19 protein-coding genes are annotated in these 19,280 nt (G+C 70.2%); 6 read left to right on the forward strand and 13 right to left on the reverse strand.

What is annotated here, in order from left to right; all coding sequences use genetic code 11:
• The first annotated feature begins 14 nt into the window (after positions 1-14).
• Positions 15-1,085, forward strand: coding sequence for a L,D-transpeptidase (locus HNR01_RS00375; RefSeq protein WP_183665954.1), 1,071 nt, complete (start codon positions 15-17; stop codon positions 1,083-1,085).
• A gap of 6 nt (positions 1,086-1,091) precedes the next feature.
• Here HNR01_RS00375 and HNR01_RS00380 read toward each other — a convergent pair whose 3' ends face one another.
• The 3 genes from HNR01_RS00380 to HNR01_RS00390 are packed head-to-tail and all read right to left on the reverse strand — an operon-like array spanning position 1,092 to position 3,930.
• The gene (locus tag HNR01_RS00380) at positions 1,092-1,826 is read right to left on the reverse strand and encodes an ABC transporter permease (RefSeq protein WP_153875709.1); all 735 of its coding nucleotides are present in this window, start codon (positions 1,824-1,826) and stop codon (positions 1,092-1,094) included.
• Positions 1,823-2,965, reverse strand: coding sequence for an ABC transporter permease subunit (locus HNR01_RS00385; protein WP_183665956.1), 1,143 nt, complete (start codon positions 2,963-2,965; stop codon positions 1,823-1,825). Before HNR01_RS00385 ends, HNR01_RS00380 begins: the two co-directional genes overlap by 4 nt.
• Complete coding sequence (locus HNR01_RS00390; RefSeq protein ID WP_246417342.1) at positions 2,962-3,930, reverse strand: ABC transporter substrate-binding protein; 969 nt, start codon at positions 3,928-3,930, stop codon at positions 2,962-2,964. The genes HNR01_RS00385 and HNR01_RS00390 overlap by 4 nt, the downstream gene beginning before the upstream one ends.
• Before the next feature lie 233 nt (positions 3,931-4,163).
• On the opposite strand from HNR01_RS00390, the gene HNR01_RS00395 reads away from it, so the two are divergent.
• Positions 4,164-4,553, forward strand: a complete 390-nt coding sequence (locus tag HNR01_RS00395; protein WP_012452411.1) for a response regulator — start codon at positions 4,164-4,166, stop codon at positions 4,551-4,553.
• Positions 4,554-4,574: 21 nt separating this feature from the next.
• Here HNR01_RS00395 and HNR01_RS00400 read toward each other — a convergent pair whose 3' ends face one another.
• Positions 4,575-4,961, reverse strand: coding sequence for a YraN family protein (locus HNR01_RS00400; protein WP_183665958.1), 387 nt, complete (start codon positions 4,959-4,961; stop codon positions 4,575-4,577).
• The gene (gene rsmI, locus HNR01_RS00405) at positions 4,945-5,895 is read right to left on the reverse strand and encodes a 16S rRNA (cytidine(1402)-2'-O)-methyltransferase (RefSeq protein ID WP_017482671.1); all 951 of its coding nucleotides are present in this window, start codon (positions 5,893-5,895) and stop codon (positions 4,945-4,947) included. Before rsmI ends, HNR01_RS00400 begins: the two co-directional genes overlap by 17 nt.
• Before the next feature lie 121 nt (positions 5,896-6,016).
• On the opposite strand from rsmI, the gene HNR01_RS00410 reads away from it, so the two are divergent.
• Positions 6,017-7,231, forward strand: a complete 1,215-nt coding sequence (locus HNR01_RS00410; protein WP_183665960.1) for a penicillin-binding protein activator — start codon at positions 6,017-6,019, stop codon at positions 7,229-7,231.
• A 55-nt stretch (positions 7,232-7,286) separates the two neighbouring features.
• Here the strand turns inward: HNR01_RS00410 and hemW are convergent, their stop codons facing one another.
• The 4 genes from hemW to HNR01_RS00430 form a co-directional block, all read right to left on the reverse strand.
• Complete coding sequence (hemW, locus tag HNR01_RS00415) at positions 7,287-8,465, reverse strand: radical SAM family heme chaperone HemW (RefSeq protein WP_183665962.1); 1,179 nt, start codon at positions 8,463-8,465, stop codon at positions 7,287-7,289.
• 129 nt (positions 8,466-8,594) lie between these two features.
• Positions 8,595-9,230, reverse strand: a complete 636-nt coding sequence (rdgB, locus tag HNR01_RS00420) for an RdgB/HAM1 family non-canonical purine NTP pyrophosphatase (protein ID WP_183665964.1) — start codon at positions 9,228-9,230, stop codon at positions 8,595-8,597.
• The gene (gene rph, locus HNR01_RS00425) at positions 9,227-9,940 is read right to left on the reverse strand and encodes a ribonuclease PH (RefSeq protein WP_017482675.1); all 714 of its coding nucleotides are present in this window, start codon (positions 9,938-9,940) and stop codon (positions 9,227-9,229) included. Before rph ends, rdgB begins: the two co-directional genes overlap by 4 nt.
• 185 nt (positions 9,941-10,125) lie before the next feature.
• Entirely contained in the window at positions 10,126-10,389 is a 264-nt protein-coding gene (locus HNR01_RS00430; protein WP_153875703.1) for a hypothetical protein, read from the reverse strand.
• Positions 10,390-10,619: 230 nt separating this feature from the next.
• Between HNR01_RS00430 and hrcA the strand changes: the two genes are divergently transcribed.
• Entirely contained in the window at positions 10,620-11,717 is a 1,098-nt protein-coding gene (gene hrcA, locus HNR01_RS00435; protein WP_183665966.1) for a heat-inducible transcriptional repressor HrcA, read from the forward strand.
• A gap of 125 nt (positions 11,718-11,842) precedes the next feature.
• Complete coding sequence (locus tag HNR01_RS00440; RefSeq protein ID WP_183665968.1) at positions 11,843-12,802, forward strand: DMT family transporter; 960 nt, start codon at positions 11,843-11,845, stop codon at positions 12,800-12,802.
• A gap of 169 nt (positions 12,803-12,971) precedes the next feature.
• On the opposite strand, the gene HNR01_RS00445 is transcribed toward HNR01_RS00440, so the two are convergent.
• The 4 genes from HNR01_RS00445 to HNR01_RS00460 are packed head-to-tail and all read right to left on the reverse strand — an operon-like array spanning position 12,972 to position 18,347.
• On the reverse strand, positions 12,972-16,067 hold the full coding sequence (locus HNR01_RS00445; RefSeq protein ID WP_183665970.1) for an efflux RND transporter permease subunit: 3,096 nt from the start codon (positions 16,065-16,067) through the stop codon (positions 12,972-12,974).
• Positions 16,068-16,117: 50 nt separating this feature from the next.
• A complete protein-coding gene (locus HNR01_RS00450) occupies positions 16,118-17,398 on the reverse strand; it encodes an efflux RND transporter periplasmic adaptor subunit (protein ID WP_183665972.1) in 1,281 nt (426 codons plus the stop codon).
• Entirely contained in the window at positions 17,395-18,030 is a 636-nt protein-coding gene (locus tag HNR01_RS00455) for a TetR/AcrR family transcriptional regulator (protein ID WP_017482680.1), read from the reverse strand. Before HNR01_RS00455 ends, HNR01_RS00450 begins: the two co-directional genes overlap by 4 nt.
• The gene (locus HNR01_RS00460; RefSeq protein WP_183665974.1) at positions 18,027-18,347 is read right to left on the reverse strand and encodes a hypothetical protein; all 321 of its coding nucleotides are present in this window, start codon (positions 18,345-18,347) and stop codon (positions 18,027-18,029) included. Before HNR01_RS00460 ends, HNR01_RS00455 begins: the two co-directional genes overlap by 4 nt.
• 317 nt (positions 18,348-18,664) lie before the next feature.
• Between HNR01_RS00460 and HNR01_RS00465 the strand changes: the two genes are divergently transcribed.
• A complete protein-coding gene (locus tag HNR01_RS00465) occupies positions 18,665-19,258 on the forward strand; it encodes a YgjV family protein (protein ID WP_153875699.1) in 594 nt (197 codons plus the stop codon).
• The last annotated feature ends 22 nt before the right edge of the window (positions 19,259-19,280 follow it).

Here is a 19,280-nt window from a genome sequence, read left to right on the forward strand (position 1 = left end):
AGCGCGGGCAGGCGATGGGACGGGCGTGGATTCGGGGAGCGCTGGCAGCGCTCGGCATGTGGTCGGCAGCCGCGCAGGCCGCCGAGTCCAAGGCACCGGACCTGACCCGCGAGGCTATCGAGAGCGCGACGTTCCGGGAGTCGGACGACGCGGCGAAGACGGGCAAGGCCTCCAAGCCGGCGAAGAAGCCGAGGGAGGCGGACAAGAAGCCCGATCCGCTCCTGGTGAAGGTGCAGGTGCTGCTCGACCGGGCTCGATTCTCACCCGGCGCCATCGACGGTCGCGACGGCGAGAACCTGCGCGGCGCGCTCGCGGCCTTCGCCGCGGCGCAGGGATTGCCCGCCGGCGACCGGCTCACCCGCGAGGTGTTTGATCGGCTCCAGGCGACGGGCAAGGACCCTGTCATGACGCAGTACACGATCACGGAGGAGGACGTGAAAGGCCCCTTCGTCGAGCGGATGCCGGCCAAGATGCAGGACCAGGCCGAGGTCGGGCCGATGCGCTACACCAACACCCGTGAGATGCTGGCCGAGCGCTTCCACATGCAGCGTGACCTGCTTTCCGCCCTCAACCCCGACGTGCCGCTCGACAAAGCGGGCGGTACGCTCGTCGTGGCGGCGGTGCCGCCGCTGGGGGAGGGCAAGGTCGAGGGTGCACCGGTCGCGCCGAAGGTCACCCGTATCGAGGTCGACAAGCGCACGAAGCGGGTGCGCGCCTTCCGGGGAGACGGGAAGCTGACGGCGGACTACCCTGCCTCCATCGGCAGTTCGGAGAAGCCGGCGCCGGACGGTTCGGCGAAGGTGACGGCGGTGGCCTTCGAACCCTGGTATACTTACAACCCGAAGTATCGCTTCGAGGGCGTGACGGCCAAGAAGAAGTTCTCGATCCATCCCGGCCCGAACAACCCCGTCGGCGTCGTCTGGATCGACCTCTCGATTCCCTCCTACGGCATCCACGGCACGCCGGACCCGGAAAAGGTCGGCAAGACCGAATCGCACGGCTGCATCCGCCTGACCAACTGGGACGCGCGCGATCTCGCAAGCCACACCGAGAAGGGCGCGAAGGTCGAATTCCTGGACAAGTAGCTTCGCTCAAACGGCCGCCAGGCGGTGGTCCGGTTGGAGCCATCCGCCGATCGCGAGCAGCAGACCGTCGCCGAGGAACGCCAAGGCCGCGGTTGCCAGAGCACCCTGGAACATCGCCGCGATGTTCTGGTTCTGAAGCCCGGCGACGATGGGAGTGCCGAGGGTCGAGGCCCCGGCAAGCGCCCCGACCGCGGTGACCGAGACGGCGAGGATGAGCGCCGTGCGGAGCGTCTCGATCAGGCCGGGCGCGGCGAGGGGAAGCTCGACGTAGGCGAGGATCTGTGCCGGCGTGAGGCCGATGGCCTGCGCCGATTGTCTTGCTTCCACAGACACGGCGTCGAGCGCGCCGACCGTGCCGCGCAGGGTCGGCATGATCCCGTAGGCAGTGAGTGCCAGCAGGGTTGGCGGCCCTCCGAAGCCGAGGACCGGCAGCGCCAGCGCCACGACCACCACCGGCGGCACGGCCTGCGCAAAGGCCGCGAGCGTGTCGATGCTGCCGCGAAAGGGGGCGAACCGCGCCCGCGTGGCGATCAGACCGAGCCCGACACCGAGCAGGGTGACCACGGCCAATCCGGTCGCGGCGAGCGTCACGTGATTCAGTGCCAGTTCGGCCAAGCGCCCGACCGTGAGGGGCCGGCTCGCACCTTCTTGTCCGAAGAAGGCGGCGACGGCCGGATGGCTGGCCACGGCGAGCCCGAGGCCGAGTAGGAGCGGGCCGAGGCCCGGCGGGATGCGCCTCATCGCGGCCACCGTCGGCGCAGCGCCGCTTCCAGCCGACCGAGGGCCGCCTCGACAGTCAGCGAGAGCAGGATGACGGGCAGCGCGCCGAGCAGGATCAGGTCGGGCGCGAACTGGGCCATGCCGTCGAAGACGAGGGTGCCGAGGCCGCCCGCCCCGACCAGCGCACCCAGGGTCGCGAGGCCGAGCGCCTGGACCGCGGCGACCCGCAGGCCGCCGAGAAGGTCGGGGGCGCCGAGAGGCAGGCGGATCGTCACCAGGATCTGGCGGTGCGTGAGCCCGAGGGCGCGCGCCGCATCGTGCTGGCCCGGACCCGCGGCGCGGCGCGCCGCCTGTTGGCCGCGCCAGAGCGGCAGCAGCAGATAGGCCGCGATGCCGGTCACGGCGGGAGCGCTGCCGAGCGCCGAGAGGCCGTATCCGCGCAGAAGGGGCGCTGCCGAGAGCAGTGCTGAGACGGCGGCGACCAAGGCGCCGAGAAGAGCGACCGCCGGCACGACCTGCACGCCGCTCACGGTGAGTTCGACTACGCCGCGCCCGCGCCGCCACAGGGCCAACCCGCCGGTGAGGCCAGCCGCGAGGAGCAGCGCGCCGAGGGCGAGCACAAGGTGCTCGCCGATGGCTGCGCCCAACGTATCGGATCGCGCGCGCAACTCCACGGCGAGGGACAGCGCGTCCAGGGCGCCCGCCATCCACAGGCACCCGATTGCTCCCGCCACGACGGCGGCCGCGGTGACGCCGCCACCGGGCAGGCGAGTCCGTCGCGCGGCGACGGCGAGCGTCACGATCAGCACGAATCCGCCGGCCCAGGCGCCGGAGGCGAGCCGTGCCCGCGTCGGGAACGGCTTGCCGGCGATCAGGTCGGTGGCGTCGGCGCCGAGCCCGGCCAGCAGCAGCGCGAAGGCGCCGAGGCAGGCGAATCCCGCGAGACCGGCTGCCGTCCTTCCGCGGCTCGCAGCCAGCAGGCCGGGTCCGAGAGCGGCCAGTGCCACGGCCGGCCACAACCAGGCACCGAGGGCGTCGGCGGCCATGACCGGAGCGCCCGTCACAAGACGGTTGGGTGCCACGTTCAGCAAAGGCAGCAACAGCAGCACCGCCGGAAGCAGAACCGCGGCGGAGAGGCCGGCGAGCAGACGAGCGGTCACGGATGGCTTGCCTGCGCGGCGAACCATCCGGCGGCGACCGCGGCGGCGGTCCGTCCCTCGACGGTGATCGCGGCGTTGAGCCGTCGCAGGGTATCGGCGTCGAGGCGGACGAAGATCCGATCGAGGGCGCCGCGGATCTGCGGATGGCGGTCGAGCGTCGCCGCGCGGATCACGGGCGCCGGCTCGTAGACGATCTGCGCGCCGCGCGGATCGCTCATCACGGTGAGGTCGAGCGCCGCCAGCGCGCCGTCCGTGCCGTAGACCATGCCCGCATTGATTCCGCTGATGCCCTCCGCCGCGGCGCGCGCCGTCACCGCCGTGTCGCCGCCCGGCAGGCTGATGATGCGCGAGAGCGGCAGGCTGAACCCGTAGGCAGCCTCGAAGGACGGGAGGGCGGCAGGGCTTTCGACGAATTCGGTCGAGGCGGCGAGGCGGATCAGGCCACCCCGCACGGCGCCGGCGAAATCCAACATCGTCGCGAGCCCGTGCGTCCGGGCAAACTCCCCCCGAACCGCGATCAGCCAGGTATTGTTCGCGGGCGCCCGCGCGAGCCACACCAGTCTCCGCTCGGCGTCGAGCCGCGAAGCGAGATCGTAGGCGCGCTCCGCGGTCTTCCAGCCGGGATCGGTCTCGGTGCCCGAGAAGAAGGCGACGTTGCCGGTGTATTCGGGATACAGGTCGATTTCACCCGCGAGCAGGGCGGAACGGACGATCAGCGTCGGGCCGAGGCCGAGGCGGCGTTCCACCGACAAACCGAGCCCTTCGAGCGCAACGGAAATCAGGTTTCCGAGCAATGTGCCTTCGGTGTCGTTCTTCGACCCGACCACGATGGGGCGGGCGGGCGCCGCGTGACCGCGACCGGCGAGCGACAGCGCCGCTATCGCTGCCAGAAGCCCGCGCCGACTCGCCGTCGAACCGAGCCTAAACGGCCTCTCCGGCGTCGCCCGGTTGCGACAATACGACATAAATGTTTCATGGAGTAACATGGGTCGGAAGAGCATAGCACGGCCGAGGCTTTCCGGCGCTTGACACGCTCAGCTTTACGGGCGACGGCTCGGGATGCCGGGCAGCGTTTTCCGGGTGGGGCATTCGCTTTCGAAGTGTAACGAGGGCCTCCTCCGGGACATTCGAAGCGCAACCGGCCCGCCACAGACAGCGTTCCGGATCGGGAACGGATCGATAGGGAAGACGACCCGGCGTGAGTGTGGATTCGAACGAGGATCGTCTGTCCGGCGCGCGGGTGCTGGTCGTCGAGGACGAGGCGGCAATCTCGATGCTTCTCGAGGATATGCTGCTCGATTTCGGTTGCGAGATCGTCGGGCCGGCGGCCCGGCTCGCCACCGCCCTTGAGATGGCCCGCAGCGAGAGCTTCACGGTCGCCATCCTCGACGTGAACGTGGCCGGCGAGCCGATTTATCCGGTGGCGGAGGCCATCGCCGAGCGCAATCTGCCCATCGTGTTCTCGACCGGCTACGGCGGCGCGGGCATCCGCGAGCCGTTCCGCGACCGGCCGGTGGTACAGAAGCCGTTCAGTCAGGCCGACCTCAAGCGCACCCTCGCCGCGGCGATCGCCGGCGCCGAGGGCTGACGCGGCCGGCGCCTCGCGCGCTCACAGGCCTTCGATCTCGAAAGCGTTCGGCAGGTGGCGCGGCCAGCGGCGCGGCGCCACAAAGACTGCATCCGCCCGCAGCGTCGCGTGCGCCGGCTGCGGATGGCGCGTGAGCCAAGCCCGCGCCGCTCGGGACAGGCGTGCCCGCTTGCGCGCGTCGATGGCGATCGCGGCGGCGTCCAGCGTCGCCCGCGCCTTGACCTCGACGAAGGCTACCGTTCTCCCGCGCCGCACGATCAGGTCGATCTCCCCGCCCGAGGCGGTGAAGCGGCGGCCGAGCGGCCGGTAGCCCTTCAGCATCAGGGCCAGCAGCGCCCACGCCTCGGCCGAAAGACCCCGTCCGTGGGTGGCGCGGCGGCGCGCGACCGGATCAGGCAGACGGCTCATCGTCCGCCCGGCGGGCGAGCGCCAGGGCGCGGGCGTAGACGACGCGCTTGGGCTGGCCGGTCTCGTCGGCGACGAGCGCCGCCGCATCCTTGATCGAGTGGCGGGCCAGTGCCGCCTCGATCCGCGCGTCGAGCCCGGCATCGTTCTCCCGTGCGACCGCGTCCTCGGGAGCGGCGCCGATCACCACCACGACCTCGCCTTTGGGCGGACCCTCCCGAGAGAAGGCTTCGGCCAGACCTCCGAGGCTGTCGCGGCGGATCGTCTCGTAGAGCTTGGTCAATTCGCGCGCCACAGCCGCCGGCCGTTCGGGCCCGAGGGTGGCCGCGGCATCCGCCAGCATCTCGGGGAGACGATGCGGCGACTCAAACACGACCAGGGTGCCGGGAATGGCCGCGAGCGCCTCCAGCCGGCCCCGCCGCGCACCCGATTTCTGCGGCAGGAACCCCTCGAAGAAGAAGCGGTCGGTCGGCAGGCCGGCGGCGACGATGGCCGTCATGACCGCCGACGGGCCGGGGATCGGCGTCACCGGAATGCCGGCGGCGATAGCGGCCTGGACGAGCTTGAAGCCGGGGTCCGAGACGAGGGGCGTGCCCGCGTCGGAGACCAGGGCCAGGGTCTCGCCGGCCTTCAGCCGCATCACCATCCGCTCGCGCACCGCCTCGTTCGAATGCTCGTGATAGGATACGAGCGGCGTCGTGATCCCGTAATGCATCAGCAGGGTGCGGGTGACGCGGGTGTCCTCGGCCAGCACCGCGTCGGCGGCGGCGAGCGTCGCCAGGGCGCGGAACGAGACGTCGCGCAGGTTGCCGATCGGCGTCGCCACCACGTAGAGTCCCGGCGAGAGGGACTCTGCCTCCGCGGCGAGACCGAAGGCAGTGAAGGTGGCGGGCCTGCGCGGCTGACCCTCGGGGCGCTTGTCGAGTCGCTGTGTCATCCCCGCGACAATGCCACGCCCGCGCGCCTTTGGAGACCGGGGAAAGGCCAGGCCTCACATTTACTTTTCACCATCCCCTCCGCATCGTGACCGTGAATTGCGCTCGGGCAAGGAGTTCGCGATGGCGCGACGCAGCGGACGGGGGAAGGTTCGCGCGGCTGCCGCGCTCCTCGGCATCGGATGCGCGCTGGGGCTGACTCTCGGGGGCTGCATCGGCGTTCCGGATGCGCCGCGACCCGAGGCTCGGGCCGTACCGGCCGAGCCCGGTCCTGCCGAGACCGGCGGGACCGTCATCGGCACGGGCTCGGTCAAGGTTGCGCTGATCGTGCCGCTGAGCGGTCAGGGCGCGGCGGTCGGCTCGGCCCTGCGCAACGCGGCCGAGCTCGCCTATGAAGATTTCCAGCGGCCGAACTTCCAGATCCTGGTGAAGGACGACCGCGGCACGCCGGACGGGGCGCGGGAGGCCGCGCAGGCGGCCTTCGCCGACGGCGCCGAACTGGTGCTGGGCCCGCTTTTCGCCGGCAGCGTCCAGGCGGCCGGCAGCGCGGCGCGGGCGGCGGGCAAGCCGGTGATCGCCTTCTCGACCGATGCGGCGGTGGCCGCCCGCGGCGTCTATCTCATCAGCTTCCTCCCGCAATCGGAGGTGGATCGCATCGTCGACGAGGCGACGGCGGGCGGGCGCCGCTCCTTCGCCGCTCTGATCCCGGAGACGACCTACGGCAACGCCGTAGAGGCACAGTTCCGCGAGGCGGTGGCCCGGCGCGGCGCCCGGCTCGTGGGGATCGAGCGCTACGCTGCCGGCAATCCCGGCCCGGCGGTCGAGCGGCTGCGCGGCGTGATCGCCGGCGGCAGCGCCCAGGCCGATGCGCTCTTCGTGCCCGACACGGCTGACGGGTTGCTCGCCGTCGCACCGGCCCTGACGAGAATCGGCTTCTCGCCGGCCCGGGTCCGTCCTCTCGGCCTCGCGCTATGGAACGACCCGCGGGTGCTGTCGCAGGCGGCCTTTCAGGGCGGCCGGTTCGCCGCCCCCGACACTGCCGGCTTCTCCAATTTCGCCCAGCGCTATCAGGCCCGCTTCGGAGCGCAGCCGCCGCGCACCGCCTCCCTCGGCTACGATGCGGTCTCGCTGACCGCCGCGCTGGTGCGCCAGTACGGCACACAGCGCTTCGCCGACGCGACGCTGACCAACCCGGCCGGGTTTTCCGGCCTTGACGGCACCTTCCGCTTTTTGCCGGAGGGCGTCAGCGAGCGGACCCTGGCGGTCTACGAGATCCGAAACGGCGCTCCGAGCGTGGTGAGCCCGGCGCCGAAGGTGCTGGGGCCATCGGGAATCTGAGTGCGGCGTTCGGTTGCGCCGGTGGCTCGATCGATCGGTCGGCGCGCCCTGCGGATCAGCCCGCCAGCTCCGCGACGACGGCGTTGAGCACCGGTGCGCCGCGGGCGGTCGCTGCGATGCGGCCGTCGGCCCGCCGGGCGACGAGGCCGTCCGTCACCAGGGCGTCGAGACGGCCCGTATCGAGCGGACGCCCCTTCAGCGCGGCGTAGCGGGCCGGGTCGATGCCCTCCGAGAGACGCAGGCCCATCATCAGAAACTCGTCGCCCTGGTCCTCGGGCGACAGGGTTTCGGTCTCGGCGATGCCGTGGCCCTCGCGCTCGACGCGGGCGAGCCAGCCTTCCGGCGCCTTCTCGGTGCGCGTGCCGGTTCGGCCCTGCGGCAGGACGAGGCGGCCGTGAGCGCCCGGGCCGATGCCGGCATACTCGCCGTAGCGCCAGTAGAGCAGGTTGTGACGCGATTGCGCGCCGGGGCGGGCGTGGTTCGAGATCTCGTAGGCCGGCAGGCCGGCTCCCTCGCAGATCTCCTGGGTCACGTCGTAGAGGGCGCGGGCGTCGTCGTCATCGGGCGGCACGAGGCGCCCGGCCTGGGCGAGGCCGAAGAACGGCGTGCCCGGTTCGATGGTCAACTGGTAGAGCGAGAGGTGCTCGGCCGCATGGGCGATCGCCCGGCGCAGCTCGGCGGCCCAGGCCTGCGGCGTCTGATCGGGCCGGGCGTAGATCAGGTCGAACGAGAAGCGCTCGAAATGGGCCGCGGCCGTCCGCACGGCCGACAGGGCTTCCGCCACGCTGTGCAGCCGACCGAGACGCTTGAGATCGCCGTCGTCGAGCGCCTGGACGCCGAGGGAGACGCGGTTCACGCCCGCTGCCCGGTAGCCGCGGAAGCGCGTCGCCTCAACACTGGTGGGGTTGGCCTCCAGAGTCACCTCGGCATCCGGCGCGACGGCCCAGGCGCCGGCCACGGCGTCGAGCAGACCGGCCACCGTTTCCGGCGCCATCAGCGAGGGGGTCCCGCCGCCGAGGAAGATGCTGGTGACCCGGCGTCCCGGCGCCAGCGCGGCGGCGTGGGCGATCTCCCGGCGGAAGGCCTCCAGGAAGCGCGGCTGATCCACGCCCGCGTGGCGGACATGGCTGTTGAAGTCGCAATAGGGGCACTTCGCGGCGCAGAACGGCCAGTGCAGGTAGACCCCGAACCCGGCGTCGCGGGTCGGATGGTCGGGCGGTGTCGCGGGGGGCATTGGCTCGTCTGGATTCTTCAGCCCGCGGGTCGCTTACGGTCCACCCTCATCCCGAGGGCCATGGCTGGGACGGAGCCGTACGGCGGGTTCGTCGTACGGGTGTGGGGAGACCGGGGCTCGAACGAAAGTTCAGCCCGGCCGGCGCAGGCAGGCCCGCGCGAGCAGCACGAAGGCCCGTGCCCGATGCGACAGCGCGTTGCCGCTCTGCCAGTCGACGCCGTGCTTCTCCTCGGACGAAATCTCGCCGAAGGTTCGGTCCATGCCCTCGGGGCGGAACATCGGATCGTAGCCGAAGCCGAGGCTGCCGCGCGGCTCGACCAGATCGCCGAAGACGCGGCCCTCGAACAGTTCGGTATGGCCGTCGGGCCAGGCGAGGACGAGGGCCGAGACGAAATGGGCGCGCCGATCGGAGGCACCGCGCTGGTCGAGCTCCGCGGCGATCCGGCTCATCGCGCCGGAAAAATCCTTGTTTGGACCGGCCCAGCGCGCGGAGAACAGGCCCGGCGCGCCGTCGAGCGCGTCGACGCAGAGCCCGGAATCATCGGCGAAGGCCGGCAGGCCCGAAGCCTTTGCGGCGGCGAGGGCCTTGATCGCCGCGTTCTCGGCGAACATCGTGCCGGTCTCGTCCGGCTCGGACAGCCCGAGTTCACCGGCCGAGACCGCCTCGACGCCGAAGGGCGCCAACAGCTCGCGCATCTCCACGAGCTTGCCGGAATTGTGGGTCGCGATGACGACCTTGCCGGAGAGAATGCGGTGCGCGCTCACGCGATGGCCTTCCGCTGCAGCTCGACGAGCTGCGCCACGCCACCCTTTGCCAGACGCAGCAATTCGAGGAACTGTTCGTCGGTGAACGGCTCCATCTCGGCGGTACCCTGCACCTCGACGATGCCGCCCTTGCCGGTGACGACGAAGTTGGCATCCGTCTCGGCGGCGGAATCCTCGGCGTAGTCGAGGTCGAGCACCGGCTGGCCCTTGTAGATGCCGCAGGAAACCGCCGCGACATGATCCTTTAACGGATCGACCGAGATGATCGAGCGGGCGCGCATCCAGCTGAAACAGTCGTGCAGCGCCACCCAGGCGCCGGTGATCGAGGCCGTGCGAGTGCCGCCATCGGCCTGGATCACGTCGCAGTCGATCGTGATCTGGCGCTCGCCCAGGGCCGGCAGGTTGGTGACCGCGCGCAGGGAGCGGCCGATCAGCCGCTGGATCTCCTGCGTCCGGCCGGACGGCTTGCCCGAATTGACCTCGCGGCGGGTGCGCTCGTGGGTGGCGCGGGGGAGCATCGAATATTCGGCGGTCACCCAGCCCTTGCCGGAGCCGCGCAGCCACGGCGGGCCGCGCTCTTCCAGCGAGGCGGTGCAGAGGACGCGGGTGTTGCCGAAGGTGACGAGGCAGGAGCCTTCCGCGTAGCGAGCAACCGCCCGCTCCAGCGTGACGTCACGCAGCGCGTCCGCCGCGCGCTTCGAGGGACGCATCCGAGCCAACTCCGTATCAAAATTCGAAGCCCGGGCTCTTAGGCGCTGCCAGCGTCCGCGGCAACCGCCCGAGCGCGTCGCTCCTTTCCCAGAGCCGGCAGCGGCTTTCCGCGACGATGCGTGCTTTGAAAACGAAAGAGGCTGCCGTCTCACGACGACAGCCCCTTCGAAGCCTTGCCGGCCGGTCACCAGCGGCGGTGATGATGATGATGGCGCCGGTGATGATGATGGCGCGGGTGGTGGAAGCGGTGGTGACGGTGCATGTGGCGGCGGTGGTGGTAGTGCCGGCGGTAGTGGCGGTGCGGCCGGTATTGCACCTGCTCGATGGCGTCGCCGGCCGGCATTGCCGCCTCGGTCTGGATCGGGAGCGGGGCGGCCTGTGCGGCGCGGGGCGCCGAAGCGAGCCCGAGGCCGGTCACTGCGATCGCCAGGGCGGCGGCCTTGACCATGGTCTTCCGTGCGCCTGTAAGCACTGTCGAGAGCTCCCTTATCATTCGAACGTCGGTTACGCGGGACCTCGCTCGAGAGCGGGTCCCCGTCCATGAAACGACCTAAGGTCGCCGAATGATCCCTCCAGCGGTCACGTTTGCCTGCTGCGATGTCGTGCCTGCCGCGAAGTCGTGTCGGGCGAGGATTGATCGGCGGCCCCTGAGCGCCCACAATCATTCGTCAGCTTTCAGTGTCCCGGGTCGAAACCGTTCAGCCGATCGTGCAGCCGCAGCCCCAAGCGCTCTCCGCCCTCAACGAGCGCGCCCGAGAAATCTTCCGGCAGATCGTCGAGAGCTACGTCACCACCGGTGAGCCGGTGGGGTCGCGCAACCTCGCGCGCATCCTGCCCATGAGCCTGTCCCCCGCCTCGATCCGCAATGTCATGGCGGATCTGGAGCATTCCGGGCTCATCTTCGCGCCCCACACCTCCGCCGGGCGCCTGCCGACGGAGCTCGGCCTGCGCTTCTTCGTCGATGCGATGATGGAGATCGGCGACGTCGATCTCGCCGAGAAGGCGCGCATCGAGGCGCAGATGCAGGCGGCGGCCTCGCGCCACACATTCGATTCGGCACTGGCCGAAGCCTCCTCGCTGCTGTCGGGCATCTCGCGCGGCGCGGGCGTGGTGCTGACCACGAAAGTCGATGCCGGGCTCAAGCATGTCGAGTTCGTGCGTCTCGACGCCGACCGGGCCCTCGTCGTCCTCGTCTCGATCGACGGCACGGTGGAGAATCGGCTGGTCGACCTTCCGCCGGGCCTACCGGCGGGCGCGCTGCAGGAGGCCTCGAACTTCCTCAACGCCCGTCTGCGCGGCCGGACTCTGGACGCCCTGCGGGCGGACATCGAGGCCGGCCGCACGGCGATGAAGCGGGAACTCGACGCGCTGACCGAACGCTTGGTCGATGCCGGGCTCGCAACCTCCGTCGGCCCGTCCGAGGCGCGCCAGCTCATCGTTCGCGGGCAGGCCAACCTGCTCGACGATCTGCGCGCGGCCGAAGATCTCGAACGCATCCGCCTGCTGTTCAACGACCTCGAAACGCAGAAGGATGTCATCGAACTGCTGGCGCGGGCCGAGCAGGGCGACGGCGTGCGCATCTTCATCGGCTCGGAGAACAAGCTGTTCTCGCTCTCCGGCTCCTCGATGATCGCCGCGCCCTTCCGCGACGGTGCCCAGAAGATCGTCGGTGTCGTCGGCGTGATCGGCCCGACGCGGCTCAACTATTCCCGCATCGTGCCGATGGTGGATTACACCGCCCGCGTCGTCACCAGCCTGCTCGACCGGACGAGGTGACGATCGCGGACGATCGCTCGCGAAATAGGATTTGAGAGCAGGAAACGGGAGGCGGCTCACCCGGACGAAGCCGTAGGCAGGAATCGATCACACACCGGATCGATCACACCTGCCGGAGCCTCGCGATGTCGCACGCTCTCAATCGTCCCATGTCCGCGGCGCAATGGGCGATGCTGCTCGGTCTGTCCGTGCTGTGGGGCGGATCGTTCTTCTTCACTGGCGTGGCACTCTCCGCCCTGCCGCCGCTGACCCTCGTCGTCCTGCGCGTGGGGATCGCCGCGCTGATTCTCAATCTCATCCTTCCCTTCGCCGATCCTCACCGCTCCCGCTGCCGCGAGGCCTGGGCGGCCTTTCTCGGCATGGGACTCCTCAACAACGTCGTGCCTTTTTGCCTCATCGTCTGGGGACAAACCCATATCGCTTCCGGACTTGCGGCGATCCTCAATGCGACGACACCGCTCTTCACGGTCGTCGTCGCCCACATGCTCACTTCCGACGAGCGGATGACCGGGAACAGGCTCGCGGGCGTGCTCGTCGGTCTCGGGGGCGTGTCCGTCATGATCGGGGCGGGCGCCTTTGCCGAGGCCGGGAGCAACCTGCCGGCGCAGCTCGCGGTGCTCGGGGCGGCCCTGTCCTACGCCCTGGCCGGCATCTTCGGACGGCGCTTCCGGCGCATGGGCGTCTCTCCGCTCGCCACGGCCACGGGGCAGGTCACGGCGTCGACGCTCCTGCTCCTGCCGGTCGCGCTCGTCATCGATCGGCCCTGGACCCTGGCTTTGCCCAGTCCGGCGGTCTGGGGGGCCGTGCTCGGGATCGCGGCGCTGTCCACGGCGCTCGCCTACCTCCTCTACTTCCGGCTGCTGGCGAGTGCGGGCGCGACGAACCTCCTGCTCGTCACCTTCCTGATCCCGGTCTCCGCCATCCTGCTCGGCGCGCTGCTGCTGGGCGAGCACCTCGACCCGCGCCACTACCTCGGCATGGTTCTCATCGGATGCGGCCTCGCCGCCATCGACGGTCGCGTGTTCGATCGCGTCGGAGTGCGGCGCAGCGAGGATCCCGCGGTCTATCAGGGGCGGGACATTTGAGCGTCGGCTCAGAGCCGAACGGCCCGAGCGGGGGAGTAGACCGCTGAAAACAACCGGCCGGCCCATGCGAGGGGGCGGTGCACGGGCCGGCCGGCGTACCGCGCGCTTCCGAAGGAGGCAGCGCGATGGCAGGGCATCGGCGGATCGATGAGCCGATGCGAGGGGAACACTATCCGTGATGCGCCGCCGGGGCAGGCGCGTCACCCGGCTCGTCGCGCGGTCCGACGAAGCGGCCGAGCAGGCGCCCCAGACCATTGCCGAGGCTGTCCATCAGCAGGAACACCGCCGGCACGAAGACCAGGGACAGCAGCGTCGAGACGATGAGCCCGGCGATCACCGCCACCGCCATCGGCGCGCGGAACTCGCCGCCGATGCCGAGCGCGAGCGCCGAGGGCACCATGCCGGCGGCCATGGCGATGGTGGTCATCACGATGGGCCGGGCCCGCTTGCGCCCGGCATCGACGATGGCGGTCACGCGGTCGACGCCCGCGCGCATCTCCTCGACGGCGAAGTCCACGAGCATGATCGCGTTCTTCGTCACCAGACCCATCAGCATCAGGATGCCGATGACCACGGGCATCGAGATCGGCATGTGGCAGATCAGGAGGCCGAGGATCGCCCCGCCGATGGAGAGCGGCAGCGAGAACAGGATGGTGAGCGGCTGCAGGAACGAGCCGAACAGCAGCACCAGCACCGCGTAGACCATCATGATGCCGGCACCCATCGCCATGAGGAAGCCGGAGAAGACCTCCTGCATGATCTCGGCGTCGCCCGTCTGACGGATCGTGACCCCCGGCGGCAGGTTCCGGGCGGTCGGCGTGGCGAGCGCCTGCTCGATCAGCGATCCGAGCGCGTCGGAGCCCTCCATATTGGCCTCGACGGCGACGCGCACGGCGCGGTCGTAGCGCTCGATCGCACCGGGGCCCTGGTCGAGTTCGATGTCGGCCACCGCCGCGAGCGGCACCGCCGTCCCGTTCTTGGCCGGGACCTTCAGGTTTTCGAGCCGCGCGACCGCGCCGCGGGCGCTCTCGGGAAGCTGCACCCGAATCGGCACCTGCCGGTCCTTGGCGTTGAACTTGGCGAGGTTGATGCCGATGTCGCCGATGGTGCCGACCCGCACCGTCTCGGCGATGACATCGGTCGAGACACCGAGATCGGCGGCCGCGCCTTCCTTGGGACGGATGCGCACCTCGGTGCGGTTCAGCGGCGCCGTGGACATCACGGAAATGAGGTGCGGGATCGCGGCCATGTCGCGCTGGAGCCGCGCGGCGACCTCCGTCACCACATCGACGTCGGGACCGCTGACGACGAGGGCGAGGTCGCGCTGTCCGCTGTCGCGCAGGGTCCATGAGCGGATGTCGGGCTCTGCCGCCAGCAGAACGGCGATCTCGGATTCGATGGTCCATTGCCGCTTCGCCCGCTCGCTCTTCGGGCTGAGGTTCACGATCAGCGTGGCGAGCCGCGTCTCCTTCTTGCCGCCGGCCTGCCGGCCGCCGTCGACGAAGACCGAGGTGACCTCCGGCAGGGCGCGGATGCGCTCGACCACCCGGTCGGCGACCGCGATCGTGTCGGGGAGCCGGGCGCCCGGCGCCAGCTCGACCATGAACAGGGTGCGGGCATTGTCCTGTTTCGGGATGAAGCCCGAGGGCAGGAGCTTGGTGGAGACGATCGAGCCGGCAAACAGCGCCAACCCGGCCATCAGGGTGATCCACTTGTGGCGCACCGACCAGCCGACCAAGCGGGTATAGGCGCGCATCACCGGGCCCTCGCGCTCCTCGGCGTGGCCGTGGTCGCGCAGGAAGTAGGCGGCGAGCAGCGGCGTGATCAGCCGCGCCACCAGCAGCGACATGAACACCGACACGGCGATGGTCAGCCCGAACTGGATGAAGTAGCGCCCGGCGATGCCGCCCATGAAGGAGACGGGGGCGAAGACCGCGATCAGGGTCGCGGTGATGGCGATGACCGCGAGCCCGATCTCGTCGGCGCCCTCGATCGAGGCACGGTAGGGCGATTTGCCGAGCCGCATGTGGCGCACGACGTTCTCGATCTCGACGATGGCGTCGTCGACGAGGATGCCGGTCACGAGGGTGATCGCGAGCAGGCTGATGCCGTTGAGGGTGAAGCCGAGCGCGTCCATCGCCCAGAAGGTCGGGAAGACCGAGAGCGGCAGGGCGACGGCGGCGATCAGAGTGGCGCGCCAGTCGCGCAGGAACAGGAACACCACGATCACGGCGAGCGCCGCACCCTCCATCAGCGTGTGCATCGCCGAGGCGTAGCTGCCCCGGGTCGCCGCGACGGAGGAGTCGATCTCCTGGAATTGGATGTCGGGATAGCTCTCGGCGAATTCGGCGATCTTCTTCTCGACGCCGGCCGCGACCTCGGCGTCGCTCGCGCCGGAGCCGCGGGAGACCGAGAAGGCGACGACGGGCTCGCCGTTGAAGCGGGCGAAGGTGCGCGGCTCCTCGATCGAATCCTCGACCGTGGCGAGGTCGTCGAGGCGGACCTTGCGCCCGCCGGGCAGGACGATGGAGGTGGCCTTCAGGTCGCGGATGGTGCGCGAGGCGGCGAGCGTGCGGATCGATTGCTCGCGTCCGCCGACCTCGCCACGTCCGCCCGCCAAGTCGGCGGAGGTGACGCGGACCTGCCGGTTGACGTCCGCCGCGGTGATGCCGAGCGCCAGCAGCCGGTCGGGCAGGGGCGTGATCCGGATCTCGCGGGCGACGCCGCCGACGCGCTCGACGCCGCCGACGCCCTTCACGCCCTGGAGCGTGCGGGCGACCTTATCCTCGACGAACCACGACAGGTCGGCCGGCGTCATCGCCGGCGATTTCAAGCCGTAGATGAGGATCGGCAGACCGGTGATCTCGACGCGCTGAATGATGGGCTCGTCGATGGTGCGGGGCAGGTTGATGCGGATCTTCGAGACCGCGTCCTTCACGTCGTTGACGGCCCGGTCGGTGTTCACCTCGAGCCGGAACTCGACCGTGGTGACGGAGGAGCCTTCGGTGATCGCCGAGGTGATGTGCTTGACGCCGCGCACGCCCGCGATCGAGTCCTCGACCCATTTCGTGACCTGTGTCTGGAGCTCGGAGGGAGCGGCACCGCCCTGCGTGATCGTCACCGAGACGATCGGCACGTCGACGTTGGGCATGCGGGTGACGGCGAGCCCCCGGAAGCTGACGAGGCCGAGCACCACCAGCACGAGGAACAGGACAAGGGGTGCGATCGGATTCCGGATCGCCCAGGCGGAGATGTTCAGGCGCATCGCGGCAACCCGTCAGGATCGATGTCTCAGGAGCCGAGGCGGGGACCGCCTCAGCGCAGACCGGCGTCGGCGGTGGCCTGCGGCGAGGGCGCGGCGGAGATGGCCGCCGGTGACTGGCCCTGTCGGTCAAGCGGGACCGGACGGACGCGGTCGCCGTCGCGCAGGAAGCTGCCGGCGCGGGCCACGACGCGTTCGCCCTCGGACAGGCCGGAGCGGATCTCGATGTCGTCCTCGTCCGACAGGCCGGTGCGGACCTCCCGGGCCTCGACCTTGTCGTCCGTCACCACGAGGACGGAGCTGCGCTTGCCGCCCCCGTAGAGGACGGAGGCCTGGGGTACGGTGACACCGCGCGTGCGGGCGAGTTCGACCGCGCCGCGGGCGAAGGTGCCGATGCGCAGGCGGGGATCGGGATCGAGGCGCACGCGGACCTTGCCGAGTCGGCTGGCCTTGTCGACCTCCGGATAGACGGCGCGGACGCTGCCCGAGACCCGCTCGCCTTCGCCGATCTCGATGAAGGCGGGAGCGCCCTCGCGCACCAGCGGAAGCTTGGTCTCGATGACCTCCGCTTCCAGCTCGATCTCGCCTCGGGCGATCAGCCGGAACAGCGGCTCGGCCGACGACGATGTCGCCATGCCGACCCGCGCCGTACGGCGACTGACGATGCCGGCCTCCGGCGCACGAATCTCGGTGCGGGTGAGCCGCAATTCGAGCTCGTCGCGCACGGCCTTGGCCTGCGCGAGCTCCGCCTTGGCCATGGCGAGCCCGTTGCGGGCGAAGGCGAGCTTGCCTTCGGCCTGCCGAAGGGCGGCGGTGCGGCCTTCCATGATCACGGCGGTGGTGTTGCCGGTCTGGATCAACTGCTTGGCGCGGTCGTAGGCGAGGCGCGCTTCCAGCTCCGCGGCTTCCGCCTGCTCGATGTTGCTCTGCGCCTGCGGCACCGCGGCGGAGGCCTTGTCGATCAGCGCGTTCTGCTGGGCGAGCTGCCGGTCGATCAGGTCGCGGTTGAGGCGGGCGAGCACCTGCCCCCGCTCGACCCGCATGCCCTCCTCGGTCAGCAGCTCGACGAGACGATAGCCGTCGATTTCGGGGGTGACGAGGATTTCGTCGCGCGGAACCAGCGTCCCGGTGACGACGACGCTCTCGACGATCTCACGGCGCTCGGCACCGACCACGCTGACGACTGGGGCCGGTGCGCCGGTCGCCGGGGAAGGCGATGCGGTCTCGGCCCGAGCCGGAACCGGCGCCGACGCGGCGAGCAGCAGAGCGGGCAGGGCAAGAGACCGGGCAAGGGACCTGGAAAGGGACCGGGCAAGATGCCGGACGGGTGTCATCGACCGGTCTCCGGATCGCGGCGGGAGGAGGGAAGCATTCCGGACAGGCCCGCGTCGATCGCGGCCTGAAGCTGCGCCACGGCCGGGGTGGCATCGTAGTCGGCGCTGAGCGCCCGACTGACGATGATCCCCTTCATCAAGGGCGCCACGGCGTCGAACAGGGCGGCCGGGTCGCAGTCCGGCGAGGTCTTGATCGCGTCGAACATCGCGATGAGCCAGAGGCGGCCCTCTTCGTCGCCGCACTCGACCATCGTCCCGATGGCCGGATTGCGGGTTGCCTCCGCCCAGACGTCGAGACGCAGGATCGCGGCCTCACGGGTGATGTCGTGGAAGAAGCGGGCGAGCACGCCCATCAGCGCGGCCCGCTTGTCGCCGGACCGCTCCATCGCCTCGACGAGAACGGCGCCCCGCTCGCGGTCACGCTCGGCCAGCCCGAGGACGACCGCTTCCTTGGAATCGAAGTAGCGGTAGATGTTGCCCGGGCTCATCGAGGCCTCGCGGGCGAGATCCTGCATCGTGGTGCGATGGAAGCCGTTTCGGACGAAACAGGCCTCGGCCGCGTCGAGGATCTGCTCGCGCCGGGCTGATTGTCCGTTTCGGGCGTCGACGACGGCGCCGGCCGCAGCACTCATGACGAGGCCCCGACGGTGCCGACGGAAGCGGTTCGGCCCGCCTCGCCGGTGAACTGCACCGCGGCGCAGGCCCGCGGCTGAAGATCGAGATCGGCGCACATGCGTGCCTGCCACCCGTCCGGGCCGGCGCCGGTCCAGCCGATCAGCGCGAACCAGCCGAACGCCACGACAGCGCAGACGAGGAGGTTGGCGGGCGTGCAGACCAGGCGCAGCAGCCGGAACGGGCTGAAGCTGTCCGTGGAGCCGGAGGGGCCGAGATCGCTGTGGCGTCCGAATGTGGATGGGAAAGACGCCCGACCGCCGATCGACATGCTCATGGCCAACTCCAACGCTGCCCGAGCTTGATAGTGAACGTTCATTCTCATGTCAATGAACGTTCATTCTCACCCATGCGAAAGAGGTGCGAGCCTCCACAGGTGAGGCAGCGATGCCACGCCGAGGATCGGTTCTCGCCCTATTAACGATCCGGTTACCACGCAGGAATAGCGCATTGACCAAGACGGGCGCGATCATGCGCCCGCTTGGAACTGCTTTCGCCAAGCTCTGGCGAAGCCGTGAAGCAACAGTCAAGAACAAGCCTCAACGGAACGATCGTCAATAAGAGTGAAAGACGCGTCGTTCGAGATCCCCCATCATGTCCTCCGCAGACCTTGTCCCACTCGCGTGGAATGCCGCGCGTGAACATCTTGACCTGTTTGGAAGCTTAGGGCTTGGCCTCGGCTTCGCGGGCGGAATGATGCCGCGACGAAGTTTGATCCTGCTCACCTCCGCGGCCTGCTCGGCCTGCTTCGCGCTGCATTTCCTTCAGCTCGGCGCGCAGACCGGTACGGCGATGTGTCTGGTCTCGGTGATGCAGAGCGTGGTGGCGGCCCGCTGGATCGGACCCGATTTCCGCGCGCCCTGGGTCGCGCCGCTGTTCCTGGCGAGCAGCCTCATCGCGCTCGGCCTGACGCTCGCGACCTGGAACGGCTGGCCCTCGGCCTGCGCCGGTCTCGGATCGCTGCTCGCGACGCTGGCGCGCCTTCAGGCCAGTCCTCAGACGATGCGCCGGGTGTTCCTGGGCGCGTCCTCGTGCTGGGCGCTCCACAACACGCTGGTCGGCTCTGTCTTCGGCCTGACCTGCGACCTGCTGACGATCGCGGCCCTGGTGATCGCGCTGGTGCGCGGCGGCGCGGACAGGCCGTCCGCCGTCGCGAGCCCGACGACGCCGCTTCCGGGCGCGGCGTGAGGGGCGGGCGGCTCCGCCGCCC

Source organism: Methylorubrum rhodesianum, assembly GCF_014199985.1.
GTDB lineage: Bacteria > Pseudomonadota > Alphaproteobacteria > Rhizobiales > Beijerinckiaceae > Methylobacterium > Methylobacterium rhodesianum.